Annotated in this window: 18 protein-coding genes; 8 read left to right on the top strand and 10 right to left on the bottom strand. The window is 66.1% G+C overall.

Annotated elements, in window-relative coordinates; translation table 11 throughout:
• Nucleotides 1–88: 88 nt before the first annotated feature.
• From WS95_RS19260 to WS95_RS19245, 4 genes are all read right to left on the bottom strand, one after another.
• Complete coding sequence (locus WS95_RS19260) at nt 89–1,108, bottom strand: NAD(P)H-quinone oxidoreductase (RefSeq protein ID WP_059825075.1); 1,020 nt, start codon at nt 1,106–1,108, stop codon at nt 89–91.
• A 148-nt stretch (nt 1,109–1,256) separates the two neighbouring features.
• The gene (gene pnp, locus WS95_RS19255; protein WP_034207970.1) at nt 1,257–3,404 is read right to left on the bottom strand and encodes a polyribonucleotide nucleotidyltransferase; all 2,148 of its coding nucleotides are present in this window, start codon (nt 3,402–3,404) and stop codon (nt 1,257–1,259) included.
• Between the two features lie 290 nt (nt 3,405–3,694).
• Nucleotides 3,695–3,964 (bottom strand): 30S ribosomal protein S15, encoded by a 270-nt coding sequence (gene rpsO, locus WS95_RS19250; RefSeq protein ID WP_006398792.1) that lies wholly within the window; start codon nt 3,962–3,964, stop codon nt 3,695–3,697.
• 107 nt (nt 3,965–4,071) lie between these two features.
• Complete coding sequence (locus WS95_RS19245; protein WP_034207971.1) at nt 4,072–5,331, bottom strand: branched-chain amino acid ABC transporter substrate-binding protein; 1,260 nt, start codon at nt 5,329–5,331, stop codon at nt 4,072–4,074.
• Between the two features lie 166 nt (nt 5,332–5,497).
• Here WS95_RS19245 and WS95_RS19240 point away from each other — a divergent pair, with 166 nt between their 5' ends.
• From WS95_RS19240 to WS95_RS19230, 3 genes are all read left to right on the top strand, one after another.
• Nucleotides 5,498–6,010: a hypothetical protein gene (locus WS95_RS19240; RefSeq protein WP_027784990.1), complete on the top strand. Its 513-nt coding sequence runs from the start codon at nt 5,498–5,500 to the stop codon at nt 6,008–6,010.
• Nucleotides 6,011–6,392: 382 nt separating this feature from the next.
• The gene (locus tag WS95_RS36115; protein WP_059825074.1) at nt 6,393–7,031 is read left to right on the top strand and encodes a carbonic anhydrase; all 639 of its coding nucleotides are present in this window, start codon (nt 6,393–6,395) and stop codon (nt 7,029–7,031) included.
• Nucleotides 7,032–7,072: 41 nt separating this feature from the next.
• Complete coding sequence (locus WS95_RS19230) at nt 7,073–8,623, top strand: SulP family inorganic anion transporter (protein WP_059825073.1); 1,551 nt, start codon at nt 7,073–7,075, stop codon at nt 8,621–8,623.
• 72 nt (nt 8,624–8,695) lie between these two features.
• Here the strand turns inward: WS95_RS19230 and WS95_RS19225 are convergent, their stop codons facing one another.
• The 6 genes from WS95_RS19225 to WS95_RS19200 form a co-directional block, all read right to left on the bottom strand.
• Nucleotides 8,696–10,240: a 2-isopropylmalate synthase gene (locus WS95_RS19225; RefSeq protein ID WP_034207975.1), complete on the bottom strand. Its 1,545-nt coding sequence runs from the start codon at nt 10,238–10,240 to the stop codon at nt 8,696–8,698.
• Nucleotides 10,241–10,561: 321 nt separating this feature from the next.
• A complete protein-coding gene (gene pssA, locus WS95_RS19220) occupies nt 10,562–11,434 on the bottom strand; it encodes a CDP-diacylglycerol--serine O-phosphatidyltransferase (protein ID WP_059825071.1) in 873 nt (290 codons plus the stop codon).
• A gap of 15 nt (nt 11,435–11,449) precedes the next feature.
• A complete protein-coding gene (locus tag WS95_RS19215; RefSeq protein WP_006491035.1) occupies nt 11,450–12,094 on the bottom strand; it encodes a phosphatidylserine decarboxylase in 645 nt (214 codons plus the stop codon).
• 127 nt (nt 12,095–12,221) lie between these two features.
• A complete protein-coding gene (ilvC, locus tag WS95_RS19210; protein WP_006478252.1) occupies nt 12,222–13,238 on the bottom strand; it encodes a ketol-acid reductoisomerase in 1,017 nt (338 codons plus the stop codon).
• Nucleotides 13,239–13,341: 103 nt separating this feature from the next.
• On the bottom strand, nt 13,342–13,833 hold the full coding sequence (gene ilvN / locus WS95_RS19205; RefSeq protein ID WP_034207977.1) for an acetolactate synthase small subunit: 492 nt from the start codon (nt 13,831–13,833) through the stop codon (nt 13,342–13,344).
• Between the two features lie 111 nt (nt 13,834–13,944).
• On the bottom strand, nt 13,945–15,708 hold the full coding sequence (locus WS95_RS19200; RefSeq protein WP_034207978.1) for an acetolactate synthase 3 catalytic subunit: 1,764 nt from the start codon (nt 15,706–15,708) through the stop codon (nt 13,945–13,947).
• A 355-nt stretch (nt 15,709–16,063) separates the two neighbouring features.
• On the opposite strand from WS95_RS19200, the gene WS95_RS19195 reads away from it, so the two are divergent.
• The 5 genes from WS95_RS19195 to WS95_RS19175 all read left to right on the top strand — a co-directional run bounded on the left by WS95_RS19195 (nt 16,064) and on the right by WS95_RS19175 (nt 19,512).
• On the top strand, nt 16,064–16,627 hold the full coding sequence (locus WS95_RS19195; protein WP_059781338.1) for an RNA polymerase sigma factor: 564 nt from the start codon (nt 16,064–16,066) through the stop codon (nt 16,625–16,627).
• A complete protein-coding gene (locus WS95_RS19190) occupies nt 16,624–17,049 on the top strand; it encodes a DUF3619 family protein (RefSeq protein ID WP_059825069.1) in 426 nt (141 codons plus the stop codon). The genes WS95_RS19195 and WS95_RS19190 overlap by 4 nt, the downstream gene beginning before the upstream one ends.
• A gap of 26 nt (nt 17,050–17,075) precedes the next feature.
• Nucleotides 17,076–17,837 carry a DUF3106 domain-containing protein gene (locus tag WS95_RS19185; protein WP_059781337.1) on the top strand — a complete coding sequence of 254 codons (762 nt, stop codon included), beginning with the start codon at nt 17,076–17,078 and terminating at the stop codon, nt 17,835–17,837.
• 6 nt (nt 17,838–17,843) lie between these two features.
• Nucleotides 17,844–18,350 (top strand): RDD family protein, encoded by a 507-nt coding sequence (locus WS95_RS19180; RefSeq protein ID WP_059825067.1) that lies wholly within the window; start codon nt 17,844–17,846, stop codon nt 18,348–18,350.
• Nucleotides 18,351–18,573: 223 nt separating this feature from the next.
• Nucleotides 18,574–19,512: a UDP-2,3-diacylglucosamine diphosphatase gene (locus WS95_RS19175; RefSeq protein WP_034207983.1), complete on the top strand. Its 939-nt coding sequence runs from the start codon at nt 18,574–18,576 to the stop codon at nt 19,510–19,512.

The following is a 19,512-nucleotide window of genomic DNA, read 5'->3' as shown; positions in this document are numbered from 1 at the left end:
GGTTGGATCTGGCGAAGCAAACCCGCGATTTTACTGCGCGCGGCTTGAACCGGTCAAACCGCGTATGTCAAGCGCGCCGCGCGGGCCGTCATGCGTTCGCACCCCAATCGAGCACGATCTTGCCGATGTGCTCGCCGCTCTCCATCAGCGCATGCGCCTGCGCGGCCTCGCCGGCCGGCAGCACACGATAGATCACGGGCTTGATGCGGCCTTCGGCCAGCAGCGGCCACACGCGCGCCTTCAGCTGTGCGGCGATGCGCGCCTTGAACTCGACCGAGCGCGGGCGCAACGTCGAGCCCGTCACCGTCAGCCGGCGCCGCAGGATCTCGTTCAGGTTGACCTCGGCCTTCGCGCCGCCGAGCAGCGCGATCAGCACGAGACGGCCGCCGTCCGCGAGCGCGGACAGCTCGCGCGGCACGTACGAGCCCGCCACCATGTCGAGGATCACGTCGACGCCGCGATCGTGCGTCAGCGACTTCACGACTTCGACGAAGTCTTCCGTCTTGTAGTCGATCGCGCGCTCGGCGCCGAGCGCCTCGCAGGCACGGCACTTGTCGGCGGTGCCTGCCGTCGCGAACACGCGAAAGCCGAGCGCATGCGCGATCTGGATCGCCGTGACGCCAATGCCGCTCGAACCGCCCTGCACGAGCAGCGTCTCCTGTTCGCCGCCCTCGCCCGCGCCGAGCTGCGCACGGTCGAACACGTTGCTCCACACGGTGAAGAACGTTTCGGGCAACGATGCGGCCTCGATATCGGTGAGGCCGTCGGGCACCGGCAGGCACTGCGGCAGCGGCGCGACCGCATATTCGGCATAGCCGCCACCCGCGAGCAGCGCGCACACGCGATCGCCGAGCTTCAGGTCGAACGGATTCAGCGCCGCATCGGACAAATCGCCGCCGACGATCTCGCCCGCGACCTCGAGGCCCGGCAGATCCGACGCCCCCGGCGGCGGCGCATAGGCGCCCTTGCGCTGGAACACGTCGGGCCGGTTCACGCCGGAAGCCGCCACCTTGATCAACACCTCGCCGCGCTTCGGTTCGGGCCGCGGACGCTCCGCGAGCTTCAGCACGTCGGGGGCGCCGAATTCGGTGATTTCGATGGCTTTCATGGTGAGAGTCGCTCCAGGATCGGAATCGGATGGCACGCCCGTGCGCACGGCGCAGGCGCCTGGCCGGCGCTGTTGCGCCGCACAACGATGCTACAGAAAAAACGGCCGGCACGCTTTCGCACTGCCGGCCGTTGGTCCGCCTGCCCGCTTACTGCTGCGGCGGCGTATCCGACTGCGCTGCCGCCGCTGCTTCATTCAGCAGCGCCTTGGCCGACAGACGCACGCGACCCTTCTCGTCCGTCTGGATCACCTTGACCTTCACCTGCTGGCCTTCCTTCAGGTAGTCGTTGATGTCCTTCACGCGCTCGTTGACGATTTCCGAGATGTGCAGCAAGCCGTCCTTGCCCGGCAGCAGGTTCACGATCGCGCCGAAATCGAGCAGCTTGAGCACCGTGCCTTCGTACACCTGGCCGACTTCGATTTCAGCCGTGATTTGCTCGATGCGCTTCTTCGCTTCGGCCATGCCGTCGCTGTTCGTGCTCGCGATCGTCACGACGCCGTCGTCCGAGATGTCGATGGTCGTGCCCGTTTCTTCCGTCAGCGCGCGGATCACCGAACCGCCCTTGCCGATCACGTCGCGAATCTTTTCCGGGTTGATCTTGATCGTGATCATGCGCGGCGCGAATTCCGACAGTTGCGTGTTCGCACCCGACACCGCCGAGGTCATCTTGCCGAGGATGTGCATACGGCCTTCCTTCGCCTGCGCGAGCGCGACCTGCATGATTTCCTTCGTGATGCCCTGGATCTTGATGTCCATCTGCAGCGCCGTCACGCCCTGCTCCGTGCCGGCCACCTTGAAGTCCATGTCGCCGAGGTGATCTTCGTCGCCGAGGATGTCGGTCAGCACCGCGAACTTGTTGCCTTCGAGGATCAGGCCCATCGCGATACCCGCGACGTGCGCCTTCATCGGCACGCCGGCATCCATCAGCGCGAGGCAGCCGCCGCACACCGACGCCATCGACGACGAACCGTTCGACTCGGTGATTTCCGACACGACGCGGATCGAGTAGCCGAATTCGTCGGCGCTCGGCAGGCACTTGACCAGCGCGCGCTTAGCCAGCCGGCCGTGGCCGATTTCGCGGCGCTTCGGCGAGCCGACGCGGCCCGTTTCGCCGGTCGCGAACGGGGGCATGTTGTAGTGGAGCATGAAGCGCTCGCGGTATTCGCCTTCGAGCGCGTCGATGATCTGCTCGTCACCCTTGGTGCCGAGCGTCGCGACGACCAGCGCCTGCGTCTCGCCGCGCGTGAACAGCGCCGAGCCGTGGGTACGCGGCAGCACACCGGTGCGGATCTCGATCGGGCGCACGGTGCGCGTGTCGCGACCGTCGATGCGCGGCTCGCCGTTCAGGATCTGCGAACGGACGATCTTCGCTTCGATGTCGAACAGGATGTTGCCGACGGTGGCCTTGTCGGCCGCGACCGTACCGGCCGCCAGCGCCTCTTCCTCGAGCTTCGCCGACGTCGCCGCGTAGACTTCCTTCAGCTTCGCCGAACGCGCCTGCTTGTCGCGGAGCTGGTAAGCGGCGAGGAGATCGTTCTGCGCCAGCTCGGTCACGCGTGCGATCAGCGCCTCGTTCTTCGGCGCCGGCTGCCAGTCCCACTCGGGCTTGCCGCCGTCGCGGACCAGATCGTGGATCGCGTCGATCGCGACCTGCATCTGCTCGTGGCCGAACACCACGGCGCCCAGCATCACGTCTTCCGACAGCTGATCGGCTTCCGACTCGACCATCAGCACGGCGCGCTCCGTACCCGCGACGACGAGGTCGAGGCGCGATGCCTTGAGCTGCTCACGCGTCGGGTTCAGCACGTACGCGTTGTCGATGTACGCCACGCGCGCGGCGCCGACCGGGCCGTTGAACGGCAGGCCCGACACGGCGAGCGCAGCCGATGCGCCGATCAGCGCGGGGATGTCCGCCGGGATTTCCGGGTTCACGGACAGCACGTGGATCACGACCTGGACTTCGTTGTAGAAGCCTTCCGGGAACAGCGGGCGCAGCGGACGGTCGATCAGGCGCGACGTCAGCGTCTCGTGCTCCGACGGACGGCCTTCGCGGCGGAAGAAGCCGCCCGGGATCTTGCCGGCCGAGTAGGTCTTCTCGAGGTAGTCGACGGTCAACGGGAAGAAATCCTGGCCCGGCTTCGCCGACTTCGCGCCGACGACGGTTGCCAGCACGACGGTGTCTTCGACGTCGACGATCACGGCACCGCTCGCCTGGCGGGCGACTTCACCGGTTTCGAGGCGCACCTTGTGCTGGCCCCATTGGAATTCCTTCACGACCTTGTTGAACATGGACATGGTTGCTCCTTTGTATTCATGCATTTCGTTCGCCGCGCCGGCGATCCCGCGCAGCGGCGTCCCGACCGAATCACCCGGAGCAAGGTGTGTTTTTTATGCCATTCCAGCGCGGCGCTCATGCAGCGACGCGCTGGAATGACACAAATCCCGCCCCGGTATCGGTCGTGGCGGCGGCCCCGCACGAATGTGCCGGACAGCCTGCGATGCGTGTGACGCTACGCACCGCGCAAAAACAAAATGCCTGTATCAGCGGACTGACACAGGCATCTTGCTGGCGGCAATCGCCTCGATTACTTACGCAGACCCAGCTTCTCGATCAGTGCGCGGTAACGGTCGGCATCCTTGCCCTTGAGGTAGTCGAGCAGCTTGCGGCGGCGGCTCACCATGCGCAGCAGGCCGCGGCGGCTGTGGTGATCCTTCGCGTGGGTCTTGAAGTGACCCGTCAGTTCGACGATACGTGCGGTCAGCAGTGCGACCTGGACTTCGGGCGACCCCGTGTCGTTGGTACCGCGGGCGAACTGAGCAACGACTTCCGACTTCTTGATATCTGCAACAGACATGTGATTTCCTTTCTAACTGAACAGGCGGACACGGAAGAATGGCCGTGCCGTGATTTACAACCGGCGCGCATTGTAGCACAACTCGGTGCTGTTCTTACCGCCTCCTGTCACGGGCGCGTCATCGAGCACGTCGACGGCATCTCCGTCCGCGGCGCCGGCACCGCGAGCACCGTCCGGAAGCCGTAGCCCGACCCTTCGTTGTCGAAGCGCACGCCCGGCGTACCGGCCTTGTCCATTTCCATCACGTAAAGGGGTTGGATCAGCTGGTGGTCCTGCGCGCGCATCCGCGACGCGTGGAAGCCGTCGTCGAACGACAGGCCCTCGAGCGCACGCGCGACCGCGACCGGGTCGGCCGACCCCGCGCGGGTCATCGCGGCGGCCAGCATGTCGATCATCTGGCTCATCCGCCGCACCGGATAGTCGTCCTGCGCGACCGGAAAACGGGCCCGGAACGCGCGGTAGAACGCGTCGGATCGGGCGCCGCCCGCGTTCGGGTGCCAGTCGGCGACCGCCACGACACGGCCTACGCCCGCGTCGCCCAAGGCCGCCGGCGCGCCGAGGCTGTTGCCGTAGAACGTGTAGAACTTCGCGTCGAGCCCCTGTTCGCGCGCCGCCTTCACGAGCAACGTGAGGTCGTTGCCCCAGTTGCCGGTCACGACGGCGTCCGCACCGCTCGCGCGGATCTTCGCGATATACGGCGAGAAATCCTTGATCCGGCCGATCGGGTGAAATTCGTCGCCGGCGATCGCCACGTCCGGACGCCGTGCGGCCAGCGCCTGCCGCGCGAGGGCGCTGACGTCGTGGCCGAAGCTGTAGTCCTGGTTCAACAGATAGACCTTGCGCAGCGCGCGATCGCGCGCCATCACGTCCGCGAGCGCGGCCATCCGCATGCCGGCATGCGCGTCGAAGCGGAAATGCCAGAAACTGCAGCGCGCGCCGGTCAGCGCCGGATCGTCGGCCGAATAGTTCAGGAACAGCATCCGGCGGTCCGGATCGCGCGCGTTCAGCTTGTCGAGCGCCGCGACGAGCGCGGCCGCGACGGCCGAGCTGTTGCCCTGCGCGACGAAGCCGATATGGCGGTCGGCGGCCGCGCGCAACTGCACGAGCGCCTCCTCCGGGCTGCCCTTGCTGTCGAGCACCACGAGTTCGAGCGGATGTGCGCCGTCGCGCAGCTTCACGCCGCCCGCCGCATTGACCTGCTCGACGCCGAAGCGCAAGTTGCGCTCGACTGCCGCGCCCGCGTTCGCGAACGGGCCCGACATCCCTTCGATCAGCGCGATCCGCACCGGCTCGCCGCCGGCGAATGCGGACGACACCAGCATCCACCCCGCGCTCCACGCGAGCGCGCATCGCTTCCACCCCTGCATCGGCCACCTGCCCTTCAATCTGCCCGAGAAGCGCGGATCATAGGCCCCCGCACCCGCCGCCCGCAAGCGCGGCGGTGCGCGATCCGCACCGATTTTTTCCGCGCGATGCGCGATCGCGCGCCGTCCGTGATAAAACGGGGCTTGTTTCCGTGTTCTGGAGAATCCGATGCGCATTCGCATTCCCGCGCGCCTGCCGGTGCTGGCCGCCTGCGCCGCCGCGCTGCTGGCCGGTTGCGCGCAACCGTGGCAGCAATACCAGGCCGGCCAGGACGAATCGGCGATCGTCGCGCGCATGGGGCCGCCGCGCGAGATCTACGACCTGCCCGGCGGCGGCAAGCGCCTGATGTGGCCGACCCAGCCGATGGGCGAGATCACGGTCGCGGCCGACGTCGATGCAGCCCACCGGATCGTCAACGTGCGCCAGGTGCTGCAGCCGAGCGAGTTCTATCGCGCGGAGATCGGCAAGTGGACGAAAACCGACGTCCTCGTCAATTTCGGACGCCCGGTCGAGACCTCCTACTTCCCGTTGATGAAGCGCGAGGTCTGGACGTACCGGTATCTGGAGGACAACGTCTGGTACATGATGTACAGCTTTTATTTCGATCCGCAGGGCATCCTGCGCACCACGCAGAAAACGCCGGACCCGCTGCACGATCCCGATCGCCGCAACCTGTTCTGACCGATTGCGCATTTACGCGCAATTATCGCAATGGCCATTCGCGAATTATTGCTGAATGGCCATTTCATTTTTTCCGTCGCCTTATTTGATTCAACGAATAAGACGGAAAACTTTTCCGAATCAATGACATTACGATGGCGATCCGCTGAACGCCCCGTCATGCGGGCCGTTGCGCGCAAACAGGCATGGGCAGTGCATCTCATGCGTCGCGTTGGTGCATGCAATGCACTACGCCCAATCAATTTGAAACAATTTGTTTCAACCCACCCGGACTGCTAGGGCATACCCCTAATATCAGCGAAACCAAACCTTTCAATTTAGAAAGAATGCCATTGCGTCATTTCGTTCGGTATTTATTTGCCTTTATCGGAAAGGAGTCCTCATGAACCGCCCCAAGAGCATGCTGGTTGCCAACATTGCCTGGGCCCGCGAGACGCGCGAACACACGCCCGGCTTCTTCGACGCGCTCGCGCGCGGCCAGAACCCGCGCGTCCTGTGGATCGGCTGCGCCGACAGCCGCGTGCCGGCCGAAACCATCACGCACTGCGCACCGGGCGAGCTGTTCGTCCATCGCAACATCGCGAACCTGTTCCACCCCGACGACGACAATTCCGCCAGCGTGCTCGAGTACGCGGTGCGGGTGCTGAAGGTCGATCACGTGATCGTGTGCGGCCACTACGGATGCGGCGGGGTCCGCGCGTCGTTGCTGCCGCCGCCCGCCGACCTGCCGCACGTCGCGCGCCGCATCGCACCGCTCTGCGCGCTCGCGCGGCGTCATCGCGACACGCTCGACGGGCTCGACGACCTGGCCGCCGCCGACCGCCTCGCCGAGCTGAACGTGCTCGAACAGGTGCGACTGCTGCGCGCGTCGCCGATCGTACGCGGTCGCGAACGGCCGCCGCTCGTGCACGGCTGGATCTTTTCGCTCGCCGACGGGCGCCTGAAGGAGCTCGATTCCGGCTACACGGCGTCGCCAGCCGTTGCCGAGCCCGAGCCCGCCGCGGCCGCCGCGCTCGGCTGATCCGCGCCCCGCCCTCCACGCCAACGAAACCACCCCCAACCATGAAACTGAACGAGCGTCTGTCCACCCTGCCGCGCGACATCGTCGCCGGCATCGTCGTCTTCCTCGTCGCGCTGCCGCTCTGCCTCGGCATCGCCAACGCCTCCGGCGTCGAGCCGTTCGCCGGGCTCGTGTCGGGCATCGTCGGCGGCATCGTCGTCGCGCTGCTGAGCGGCTCGTCGCTGTCCGTCAGCGGGCCGGCCGCCGGCCTCGTCGTGATCGTCGTCGAAGGGATCGCGCAACTCGGCAGCTTCTCCGCGTTCCTGCTCGCGGTGCTGCTGTCCGGCGTGCTGCAGTTCGGCTTCGGCGTGCTGCGCGCGGGCCGCTTCGCCGCCTATGTGCCGTCGCCCGTCATCAAGGGCATGCTCGCCGCGATCGGCCTGCTGCTGATCGTGAAGCAGATTCCGTTCGCGTTCGGCATCGGCGGCCAGGCTGCGCAATCGTTTGCGAACTGGCCGGGCCTGCCCGTCGCATGGGCCGCCACGGCCATCGCGTTCGTTTCGCTCGCGCTGCTCGTGGCATGGGACACCCCCGCGCTGCGCCGCTTCGCGCTGGTGCGCTCGGTGCCCGCGCCGCTCGCGGTGGTCGTGCTCGGTATCGGCGCGACACTCGTGCTGGGCGTCGTCGCGCCCGCGGTCGCACCGGGCGCCGCCCATCGCGTCACGCTGCCCGAACTCGGATCGTTCGCCGCCTTCGCCGCATCGCTCAAGCACGCGGAGCTCGGCCAGAACTTCGCGCAGCTCGTCAATCCGGACGTATGGCGCGTCGCGATCACGCTTGCGGTCGTCGCCAGCCTCGAGACGCTGCTGAGCCTCGAAGCGGTCGAGCAGATCGACCCCAAGCGCCGGCCGGTGCAGCCCGATCGCGAACTGAAGGCCCAGGGCGTCGGCAATCTCGTCGCGGGTGCGGTCGGCGGCCTGCCGATCACGTCGGTGATCGTGCGCAGCTCGGTGAACGTCAACGCGGGCGCGCAAAGCCGGATGTCGGCGATCGTCCACGGGGTGCTGCTGCTCGCCAGCGTATTCGCGCTCACCGGGCTGATCAACCTGATCCCGCTCGCGAGCCTCGCCGCGATCCTGATCCATACGGGCTTCAAGCTGGCGAAGCCGGCGCTGTTCCGCTCGGTGATGAAACAGGGGCCGGCCGCATTCGTGCCGTTCGCCGCGACGATCGCGGGCGTGCTCGCGGTCGACCTGCTGTTCGGCATCGCAATGGGCCTCGCATGCAGCGTGCTCGCGGTCGCCGTCGCGAACCTGAAGAGCCCCGTCACGCTCGCGCAGCACGACGATCACTTCCTGCTGTCGTTCCGCAAGGACGTGTCGTTTCTCGGCAAGGTGCAGGTCAAGCACCACCTGCGGCACATTCCGGACCGGGCGGCGGTGATCATCGACGCGACGCGCGCCGACTACATCGATCACGACGTGCTCGAACTGCTCGATGCGTTCGTCGCCGATGCGCCGCGGCGCGGGATCGCGGTCGAGTTCCGCCGGCGCCATCCGGCGCCACGCGCGGCCGCGCGCCGCTGGCTGTTCCGTGCGCCGGCCGCCGAATGAGCGGCCGATGAAAAAACGCCCCGGCGGCGCAGGGCCGCACGGGGCGTTTCGGGGTCGCGTCGCGCGCGGCGCTTACGAGCGCTGCGGGTTGACCTTGTCGTCCTTCGAATGCAGCTTGTTCAGCGCGGAAATGTATGCCTTCGCGGACGCGGCGACGATATCCGGATCGGTACCGACGCCGTTGACGATCCGCCCGCTCTTCGACAACCGGACGGTCACTTCGCCCTGCGCCTGCGTGCCGGTCGTGATCGCGTTCACCGAGTACAGCAGCAACTCGGACCCGCTACCGACTTCACCCTCGATCGCATTGAACGTCGCATCGACCGGACCGTTGCCGCGCGCCTCGCCGGTCACTTCCTTGCCTTCGACCGCGAATACGACCTTCGCCTGCGGCTGCTCGCCCGTTTCCGAACGCTGCGACAGCGACACGAACTTGAAGTGCTCCTGCTCCTGCGCGAGCGCCGACTCCTCGGACACGATCGCGATGATGTCCTCGTCGAAGATCTCCGCCTTGCGGTCGGCCAGATCCTTGAAGCGCATGAACGCGGCATTCAACTCGGCTTCGCTGTCGAGCGATACGCCGAGCTCCTGCAGGCGCTGCTTGAACGCGTTGCGGCCCGACAGCTTGCCGAGCACGATCTTGTTCGCGGTCCAGCCCACGTCTTCCGCGCGCATGATCTCGTAGGTATCGCGCGCCTTGAGCACGCCGTCCTGGTGAATGCCCGACGCGTGCGCGAATGCGTTCGCGCCGACCACCGCCTTGTTCGGCTGCACGACGAAGCCGGTGATCTGCGACACGAGCTTCGACGTCGGCACGATCTGCGACGTGTCGATGCCGACGTCGAGACCGAAGTAGTCCTTGCGCGTCTTCACCGCCATCACGATTTCTTCGAGCGACGTGTTGCCCGCGCGCTCGCCGAGACCGTTGATCGTGCACTCGACCTGACGCGCGCCGCCGATCTTCACGCCGGCGAGCGAGTTCGCGACCGCCATCCCGAGGTCGTTATGGCAGTGCACCGAGAAGATCGCCTTGTCCGAGTTCGGAATGCGCTCGCGCAGCGTCTTCACGAGGTTGCCGTAGAGTTCCGGCACGCCGTAGCCGACCGTGTCGGCGATGTTGATCGTCGTCGCGCCTTCGGCGATCACGGCTTCCAGCACGCGGCACAGGAAATCCATGTCCGAACGGCTGCCGTCTTCCGGCGAGAACTCGACGTTGTCGGTGAACTTGCGCGCGAAACGCACCGCGAGGCGCGCCTGCTCGAACACCTGATCGGGCGTCATCCGCAGCTTCTTTTCCATGTGCAGCGGCGACGTCGCGATGAACGTGTGGATCCGGAAGCTGTTGGCCGGCTTCAGTGCGTCGGCCGCACGCTGGATGTCCTTGTCGTTGGCCCGCGCCAGCGAGCAGATCGTGCTGTCCTTCACGAGACCGGCGATCGTGTGGATCGCGTCGAAATCGCCGTTCGAGCTGGCCGCGAAGCCTGCCTCGATCACGTCGACCTTCATCCGCTCGAGGTGCTTCGCGATGCGGATTTTCTCTTCCTTCGTCATCGACGCGCCGGGCGATTGCTCGCCGTCACGCAACGTCGTATCGAAAATGATCAGCTTGTCTGTCATGGGGGGCTCCAGGGCTCTTTTATACGGAAGTCAAACGTAACGAGATCGCGCCACCGCTGGCGACGTTCAACAACAGACGAGGCTTGAGACGGAGGGCGAGAACGGTCAGCGCGGCAGGCGCGCCAAAGCTAGCGCGCGTAGCGGCGCACCGGCTAGAAGGAGGGAGAGGTGGGGAAATGCAGTCATGCCGAAGACTATAGCGACATTCCGTTGGCCGCGCAATCGGACGGCACCCGGGAATCGACGCAGCCCGGCTCGAAAAAGGGCCAAATGAAAACGGCGGCCCCGAGGCCGCCGCTTCCGGCACGCGCAGCGTCGGCGTCAGTGATCGCGCTGCGACGAGCGCGCCGGATTCGCGCGCCCGCGCACGGCCATGTAGGCCCAGAACACGTAGCCGGACAGCCCGTACAGCACGAACAGGCAGAACAGCATCAGCGGCGGATCCGACGACACGAGCACGAACGCGACGACGACGAGCAGGATGGCCGCGAACGGCACGCGGTGCCGCACGTCGAGCGCCTTGCCGCTGTAGAACGGCGCGTTCGACACCATCGTCACGCCCGCGTAGACCGTCAGCACGAAGGCGACCCACGGCAACCAGCCGAGCTTCATCGGCACGCGGTTGTCGGTCGCGAGCCACACGAAGCCCGCGATCAGCGCGGCCGCGGCCGGGCTCGGCAGCCCCTGGAAAAAGCGCTTGTCGACCACGCCGATGTTCGTGTTGAAGCGCGCGAGACGCAGCGCGGCGCCCGAGCAATAGACGAATGCAGCGAGCCAGCCCCAGCGGCCGAGATCCTTCAGCACCCACTCGTACATCACGAGCGCGGGCGCCACGCCGAACGACACCATGTCCGACAGGCTGTCGAACTGCTCGCCGAACGCGCTCTGCGTATGCGTCATGCGCGCGACGCGCCCGTCCATTCCGTCGAGCACCATCGCGACGAAAATCGCGATCGCGGCGATCTCGAAGCGCACGTTCATCGCCTGCACGACCGCGAAGAAGCCGCAGAACAGCGCGGCGGTCGTGAATGCGTTCGGCAGCAGATAGATGCCGCGCGTCTTCAGGAACCGCTGGCGCGCGGCGCGGCGGCTTTCGAGCGGCGCCTGATCGGGCGCCATCACCTTGTTGCGGCGGAACGGGCGTGGCGTCTGGCTGGAGCCGTTGCGCGGCCGACGCGGTTTGAATGCGGCCATCGTGCGCCCCGCCCCTTACTGCTCGAGCTCGGCGAGGATCGTCGACGACGCGTAGACTTTCTCGCCGATCGACACCTTCGCGCGGCTGCCGAGCGGCAGGTACACGTCGACGCGCGAACCGAAGCGGATGAAACCGTAGCGCTGGCCGCGCGACAGCGGCTCGCCGGCGCGGACGTAGCAGAGGATCCGGCGCGCGATCAGGCCGGCGATCTGCACGGACGTGACCGTCTTGCCGCTCGCCGTCTGGATCACCACCGCATTGCGCTCGTTCTCGGTCGACGCCTTGTCGATCGCCGCGTTCAGGAACGCGCCCGGGAAATACTCGACCTTGCTGATCGCGCCATCGACCGGCGAACGCTGCGAATGGACATTGAAGACATTCATGAACACGCTGATCTTCAGCGCTTCGCGGTTCGCGTACGGATCCTGCGCGGTCTCGACCGCGACGATGCGGCCGTCTGCCGGGCAGAGCACCGCGTTCGGCTGCGCCGGGATCGGGCGCTGCGGATCGCGGAAGAACTGGACGACGAAGACGAGCAGCAGCCAGAACGGCCACGCGAAGCCGAAGCCCCCGACGGCATGGATCAACAGCGCGATGACGGCTGCAATCGCGATGAACGGCCAGCCTTCGCGCGCGATGATCGGATGAGGATAGTTCATGGATTCGTTCTGTGTTCGGTGAATTGCAAAGCCCGTAGCATAACAAAAGCCGCCCGGGGCACTGCTGCCTTCGGACGGCTTTTTGATGCCGGCCCTTCGCTCGAAGGGCCGGAACAGCACGAGGTGCTTAGTTCTTCGTCTGGTCGACGAGCTTGTTCTTCGCGATCCACGGCATCATCGCACGCAGCTTCGCGCCGACCTGCTCGATCTGGTGCTCGGCCGTCAGGCGGCGGCGCGACTGCAGCGTCGGGGCGCCCGCCTTGTTCTCGAGAATGAAGCTCTTCGCGTACTCGCCCGTCTGGATGTCGGTCAGGCACTGCTTCATCGCCTTCTTCGTCTCTTCCGTGACGACGCGCGGGCCGGTCACGTACTCGCCGTACTCGGCGTTGTTCGAGATCGAGTAGTTCATGTTCGCGATGCCGCCTTCGTAGATCAGGTCGACGATCAGCTTCAGTTCGTGCAGGCACTCGAAGTACGCCATTTCCGGCGCGTAGCCGGCTTCGACCAGCGTCTCGAAACCCGCCTTGATCAGCTCGACGGTACCGCCGCACAGCACGGCCTGCTCGCCGAACAGGTCGGTTTCGGTTTCTTCGCGGAAGTTCGTCTCGATGATGCCGGCACGGCCGCCGCCGTTCGCCGCCGCGTACGACAGCGCGATGTCGCGTGCCGCGCCCGACTTGTTCTGCGCAACCGCGATCAGGTGCGGCACGCCGCCACCTTGCGAGTACGTGCCGCGCACGGTGTGGCCCGGGGCCTTCGGCGCGATCATGATCACGTCGAGGTCGGCGCGCGGGATCACCTGCCCGTAGTGGACGTTGAAGCCGTGCGCGAATGCCAGCGCCGCGCCCTGCTTGATGTTCGCGTGCACTTCCTTCGCGTACACGTCGGCGATCTGCTCGTCCGGCAGCAGCATCATGACGACGTCCGCGCCCTTCACCGCTTCCGCGACTTCCTTGACCGACAGGCCGGCGTTCTCGGCCTTGCTCCACGACGCGCCGCCCTTGCGAAGGCCGACCGTCACGTTCACGCCGCTGTCCTTCAGGTTCAGTGCGTGCGCATGGCCTTGCGAGCCGTAGCCGATGATCGTGACTTGCTTGCCCTTGATGAGGGAGAGGTCGGCGTCTTTGTCGTAGAAAACGTTCATGATGGTTCCTTCGCTAATTCAAAAATTCAACAATTCGTTCGGATGGGGTACTGCGAGCCGGGACATGACGGCGCACCCGGCGTGCCTTCTTGCAATATCGGCATCACACCTTCAGGATGCGCTCGCCGCGTCCGATGCCGGAGCTGCCGGTCCGCACGGTCTCGAGGATCGCGGTGGCGTCCAGCCCCTGGATGAATGCGTCGAGCTTGTCGCTCGCGCCCGTCAATTCGATCGTGTAGGTCTTCTCGGTCACGTCGATGATGCGGCCGCGGAAAATGTCCGACATCCGCTTCATTTCTTCGCGCTCCTTGCCCACTGCACGGACCTTGATCAGCATCAGCTCGCGTTCGATGTGTGCACCGTCGGTCAGGTCCACCACTTTCACCACCTCGATCAGGCGGTTCAGATGCTTCGTGATCTGTTCGATCACGTCGTCCGAGCCAATGGAAACGATGGTCAGCCGCGACAGCGATTGGTCTTCGGTCGGCGCCACCGTCAAGGTTTCGATGTTGTAGCCGCGTGCGGAAAAGAGACCGACCACGCGCGACAGCGCGCCCGGTTCGTTTTCCAGCAGGACGGAAATGATGTGTCTCATGTTCGCTTCTTCCAGAATGTGTCCGTGTCGATTCGCTCGCGCCGCGCGCCGCCGCGTGCCGCGCCGCCCTTCGTGAAGGCGGCCGCATCGCGCGCTGCGCGCGTCGCGCCGTTACAGATCTTCCGATCCGAGCAGCATCTCGGTGATGCCCTTGCCGGCCTGTACCATCGGCCAGACGTTTTCGGTCGGATCGGTCTGGAAGTCGAGAAACACGGTGCGGTCCTTCAGGCGCAGCGCTTCCTTCAGCGCCGGCTCCACATCCGAGGTCTTTTCGATCCGCATGCCGACATGGCCGTACGCTTCGGCGAGCTTCACGAAATCGGGCAGCGCATCCATGTACGAATGCGAATAGCGCTTGCTGTATTCGATCTGCTGCCACTGGCGGACCATGCCGAGGTAGCGGTTGTTCAGCGAAATGATCTTCACGGGCGTGTCGTACTGCAGGCAGGTCGACAGTTCCTGGATGCACATCTGGATCGAGCCTTCGCCCGTAATGCACAGCACGTCGTCGTCCGGATGGGCCATCTTGACGCCCATCGCCGCCGGCAGGCCGAAGCCCATCGTGCCGAGACCGCCGGAGTTGATCCAGCGACGCGGCTTGTTGAAACGGTAGAACTGCGCGGCCCACATCTGGTGCTGGCCGACGTCCGAGCACACGAATGCGTTGCCGTCCGTCAGCTCCCACGCCTTCTCGACCACGTACTGCGGCTTGATGATCTCGCTTTCGCGGTCGTACTTCAGGCAGTCCTTCGCACGCCAGCTCTCGATGTCCTTCCACCATTGCGCGAGCGCCTCGGTGTCGGGGCCATGCTCGGCCGTCTGCAGTTGTTCGATCAGTTCCTTCAGCACTTCCTTCACGTCGCCGACGATCGGGATGTCGACCTTCACGCGCTTCGAGATCGACGACGGGTCGATGTCGATATGGATGATCTTGCGCGGACGCGACGCGAAGTGGGCAGGATCGCCGATCACGCGGTCGTCGAAGCGCGCGCCGATCGCGATCAGCACGTCGCAGTGCTGCATCGCCATGTTCGCTTCGTAGGTGCCGTGCATGCCGAGCATGCCGAGGAATTTCTTGTCCGACGCGCGATAGCCGCCGAGGCCCATCAGCGTGTTCGTGACCGGGTAGCCGAGCAGGTCCGCGAACTGGTTCAGTTCGCGCGACGCGTCGGCGAGGATGATGCCGCCGCCCGTGTAGATGTACGGGCGCTTCGCCGTCAGCAGCAGCGACACGGCCTTGCGGATCTGGCCCGAATGACCTTTCGTGACGGGATTGTACGAACGCAGCGACACGCTCTTGATCGGCTCGTACTGGCACGGCGTCTTCGAGATGTCCTTCGGGATGTCGATCAGCACCGGGCCCGGACGGCCCGTGCGGGCGATGTAGAACGCCTTCTTGACGGTTTCCGCGAGGTCGCGCACGTCCTTCACGAGGAAGTTGTGCTTCACGCAGGGACGCGTGATGCCGACGGTGTCGCATTCCTGGAACGCGTCCTGACCGATCGCGGCCGTCGGCACCTGGCCGCTGATCACGACCATCGGGATCGAATCCATGTACGCCGTTGCGATGCCGGTCACCGCGTTGGTGACACCGGGGCCCGACGTCACGAGGCAGACGCCGACATTGCCGGTGGAGCGCGCATACGCATCGGCTGCGTGCACGGCTGCCTGTTCATGGCGCACCAGCACGTGCTGAATCTTGTCCTGCTTGTACAGCTCGTCGTAAATGTAGAGAACCGAGCCGCCGGGATAGCCCCAGATGAATTCGACGTTTTCGTCGGCCAGTGCCTTCATGAGCACGGTGCCGCCGATGGAGTCGCTATCGGGAGGGGAAAGGGGTTCCGACGTGGAGAATTCCGCGCTGGGCATGTTCATGTTGACCTTTCGAATTTTCGGCAAAAAATTGATCGGGTGCTCTCTGCCGGGCTTGTGGCTCGGGTTCAAGCGGCGCGTCTAGTTTGAAGGGCGGGCTTCTTGGGCCAGCCTCAAATGAGACCATCACTTCATGTTGCGAATCGCCGACGATAGCGGGTAGCGATTGAGCCGTCAAGCAAAATATCCTGCAGCGCATCATGCGCGCCGCCCGGCGCCCCGCCGGCGCGGTTCGCGCGCAACGCGCGGCGCCCGACCCGGTGCCAAGCCGCGCGAAAATTTGATAGCATCCGCGGGTTTTACGAAATTTTTCGACCTTTTACACCACGCAGCGGGCCGCAGCGCATACCTTCACGGAATGGCATCAGACAAGGAACTCGCCGACTTTCTGGCGGGCGTCGAAAGGCGCGCGTTCAAGCAGGCCGCATACGCCGTGCGTGACGACGATGCATCGCTCGACATCGTGCAGGACGCGATGATCAAGCTCGCTGAAAAGTACGGCGACCGGCCGGCGGCCGAGCTGCCGCTGCTTTTTCAGCGGATCCTGCAGAACGCGATCCACGACTGGTTCCGCCGGCAGAAGGTCCGCAACACCTGGGTGACGCTGTTCTCGTCGCTGAACAGCACCGACGACGACGACTTCGACCCGCTCGAAACGCTCGAATCCGCGGACGACAACGCGGGCGTCGAGAGCAGCGAGCACCGCCTCGAAAGAGAGCAGGTTCTGGCCCTGATCGACGAGGAAATCCAGAAACTTCCGGCGCGTCAACGGGAAGCGTTCCTGATGCGTTATTGGGAAGATATGGATGTCGCCGAGACTGCCGCCGCGATGGGGTGCTCCGAGGGCAGCGTCAAGACGCACTGCTCGCGAGCCACTCACACGCTGGCGCAAGCGCTCAAGGCCAAAGGAATCACGCTATGAGCTCCGCTCCCGCAAACCGAGAACTCGAATTCGCGCTGAAGGTGCGCCGCGCGCTGGATGAGCGCGCAGCCGCCCTGCCTGCCGCGACCACCGATCGGCTGGCCGTCGCCCGCCGGGCCGCGCTCGCGCGCAAGAAGCCCGAAGCCGCGAGCGCGCCGGTGTTCGTGCCGGCCTTCGCCGGCGCCTATGGCCCGACGCCCGCGAACCGCCCGCCGGCCGGCCGGCCGTCGTTCGCGCGCCGGCTGCTGCGCGCATGGCCGCTCGCGTTGCTGCTCGCGGGGCTCGTCGGCATCGCGTACTGGGAAGACATGCAGCGCACCGCCGAACTCGCCGATATCGACGCGGCGATGCTCAGCGACGACCTGCCGCTCAATGCGTATCTCGACCACGGGTTCAACGCGTATCTTTCGCGCGCTCACTAACAGACAATAACGAGGGGATCGTACGGGTGAGTCAGAAGCGCGGCCTGGCCGTATTTTTCGGATGCGTGATCGCGATCGCCGTTTCCTACGTCGCCACGTATCCCCGATTCCACCCGGCCCCCGCGACGGCGCCCGTCGCGACCACCAGCCCCGCCGCGCCCGCGTCGACCGCGACCGGCCTGACCGCCGAACTCCCCCCGCTGCCCCTGCCGCTGCCGGCCGCCGCCGGCCCGCTGTCGTGGGCGCGCCTCACGCCGGCGCAGCACGCGGCCCTCGCCCCGTTCGCCGACCAGTGGGACGGCTTCAGCGACGCCCGCAAGCGCAAATGGCTGAAGATCGCATCGCGTTTCGCGAAGTTGTCGCCGGATGATCAGAAGCGCCTGCAGGAGCGGATGACCGAATGGGCGAAGATGACGCCCGAGCAGCGCCGCGTCGCGCGCGAGAACTACCAGAGTGCGAAGGAGCTGTCCGCCCAGGCGCGCGAGCGCGCGTGGAAGGCCTACCAGCAACTGCCCGAGGAGCAGAAGGAACGGCTTGCCGCCGCCGAGCGCCGTCGCAAGCCGAGTGTCGTCAGCGCGCCGCCGACCGCCGCCGACCGTGACGTCCGCCGCCTCGTCAACGCGCACGAACACCCGGCGAGCGGCGCGGCGGCGGCCGCGGCGCCCGCGTCGGCCGGTGCCGCCGCGCAGCCGGCGCCCGCGTCGTCGACCTCCGGCACCGCATCCGCGCCGGCCGCCGTGGCGCCGGTGTCGCCCGCCGACGCGCCTTCGCTGTTCAAGGGCTCCTGAGCGGCCGTGGCGAGCACCGGCGCACCCGAAACCCCGGCCGTCGCGCCGTCCGTACGGCGACGCCTCGCCGCCCTGCTCTACGAAGGCGTGCTGCTGTTCGGCGTCGTGTTCTTCGCCGGGCTCGCGTTCAGCCTCGCGACACAGCAACGCAACGGCCTCGTCCATCACAACCTGCTTGCCGCATGGATCGCGCTCGTCGTCGGCGCGTATTTCGTGTGGTTCTGGACGCACGGCGGCCAGACGCTGCCGATGAAAACCTGGCGGCTCCGGCTCGAGTCGTCGAGCGGCCGGCCGCTGAGCGCCGGCCACGCGCTCGTCCGCTACGTGCTCGGCTGGCTGTGGTTCCTGCCGCCGCTCGCGCTGCACCCGCTCCTCGGCCTGTCGGTACCCGTCACGCTCGCGCTCGCCGCCGCATGGATCGTCGTGTGGGCCGGCGCGGCCCGACTGCACGCCGGCCGCCAGTTCCCGCACGACCGGATCGCGCGCACGCGCGTCGTCGCGATCCCGCGCTGACGCGCCGCATTCGCCAGACGAAAGCCGCTCGTCCGGCGCGCTCGCCGAGCCGGACGCCCTTACCAAACAAGCGACGATCGTTCGGTGCGGCAGGTTACGCAACGCCCATCCGTTCACTGCTAAACATCCTTCGACGGCCGTAATAAGAACGTCTCGTGACTGTCACGGCACAGTCACGCCCGCATGGCGGAATGCCGGTAATGTCAACCGGCGCGAGTCATGCATGGGCCAGAAAACGTCCGCGACCTCACTGTTTCGTCACCCCATCGGCGCTCGCGCCGCCACTGCGTTCCTGTCCGGCTCGGGGGCAACCGACGGCGTGGTGTCGCACAAGCCGCCCGTCGCGCACACCACGCAGCACGAGGACCCCGAGCCGTCTGCCCATCGCTACCGCACCATCTGGCTGTCCGACATCCACCTCGGCTCGAGCGGCTGTCAGGCGCCCTACCTGCTGGACTTCCTGCGTCACAACGATTCGGAATACCTGTACCTCGTCGGCGACATCATCGACGGCTGGCAGTTGAAGAAAGGCTGGTACTGGCCGCAGGCGCACAACGACGTCGTGCAGAAGATCCTGCGCAAGGCGCGCAAGGGCACGCAGGTGGTCTACATCCCCGGCAACCACGACGAAGGCGCGCGGCAGTTCTGCGATCTCGCGTTCGGCGACATCCAGGTGCGCGGCGAGGCATTCCACACGACGCTCGCAGGCAAACGTTTGTGGATCGTGCACGGCGACCTGTTCGACGGCGTGATCCAGCACGCGAAATGGCTCGCGTACCTCGGCGACACGCTCTACACGCTGATCCTCGTGCTGAACCGCTGGTTCAACCGGATCCGCAGCCGGCTGGGCTTCCAGTACTGGTCGCTGTCGCAGTACCTGAAGCACCAGGTGAAGAACGCGGTCAACTTCATCTCGCAGTTCGAGACCGTGATGACCGACGAGGCGCGCCGCCGCGGCTGCGACGGCGTCGTGTGCGGCCATATCCACAAGGCCGAGATCCGCGACATCGACGGCGTGCTGTACTGCAACGACGGCGACTGGGTCGAAAGCCTGTCCGCGCTCGTCGAAACGATGGAAGGCGAACTGAAGATCGTCTACTGGACGGTGATGCGCGCCGCGCCGTCGGAGACCACGTCGCGCAAGGCCAAGGCCACTGCCTGA

The organism is Burkholderia sp. MSMB1826 (genome assembly GCF_001526325.1).
Taxonomy (GTDB): Bacteria; Pseudomonadota; Gammaproteobacteria; order Burkholderiales; family Burkholderiaceae; genus Burkholderia.
The sequence above is the reverse complement of the archived record's forward strand: the minus strand, read 5'-3'. Positions and strand labels throughout refer to the sequence as shown.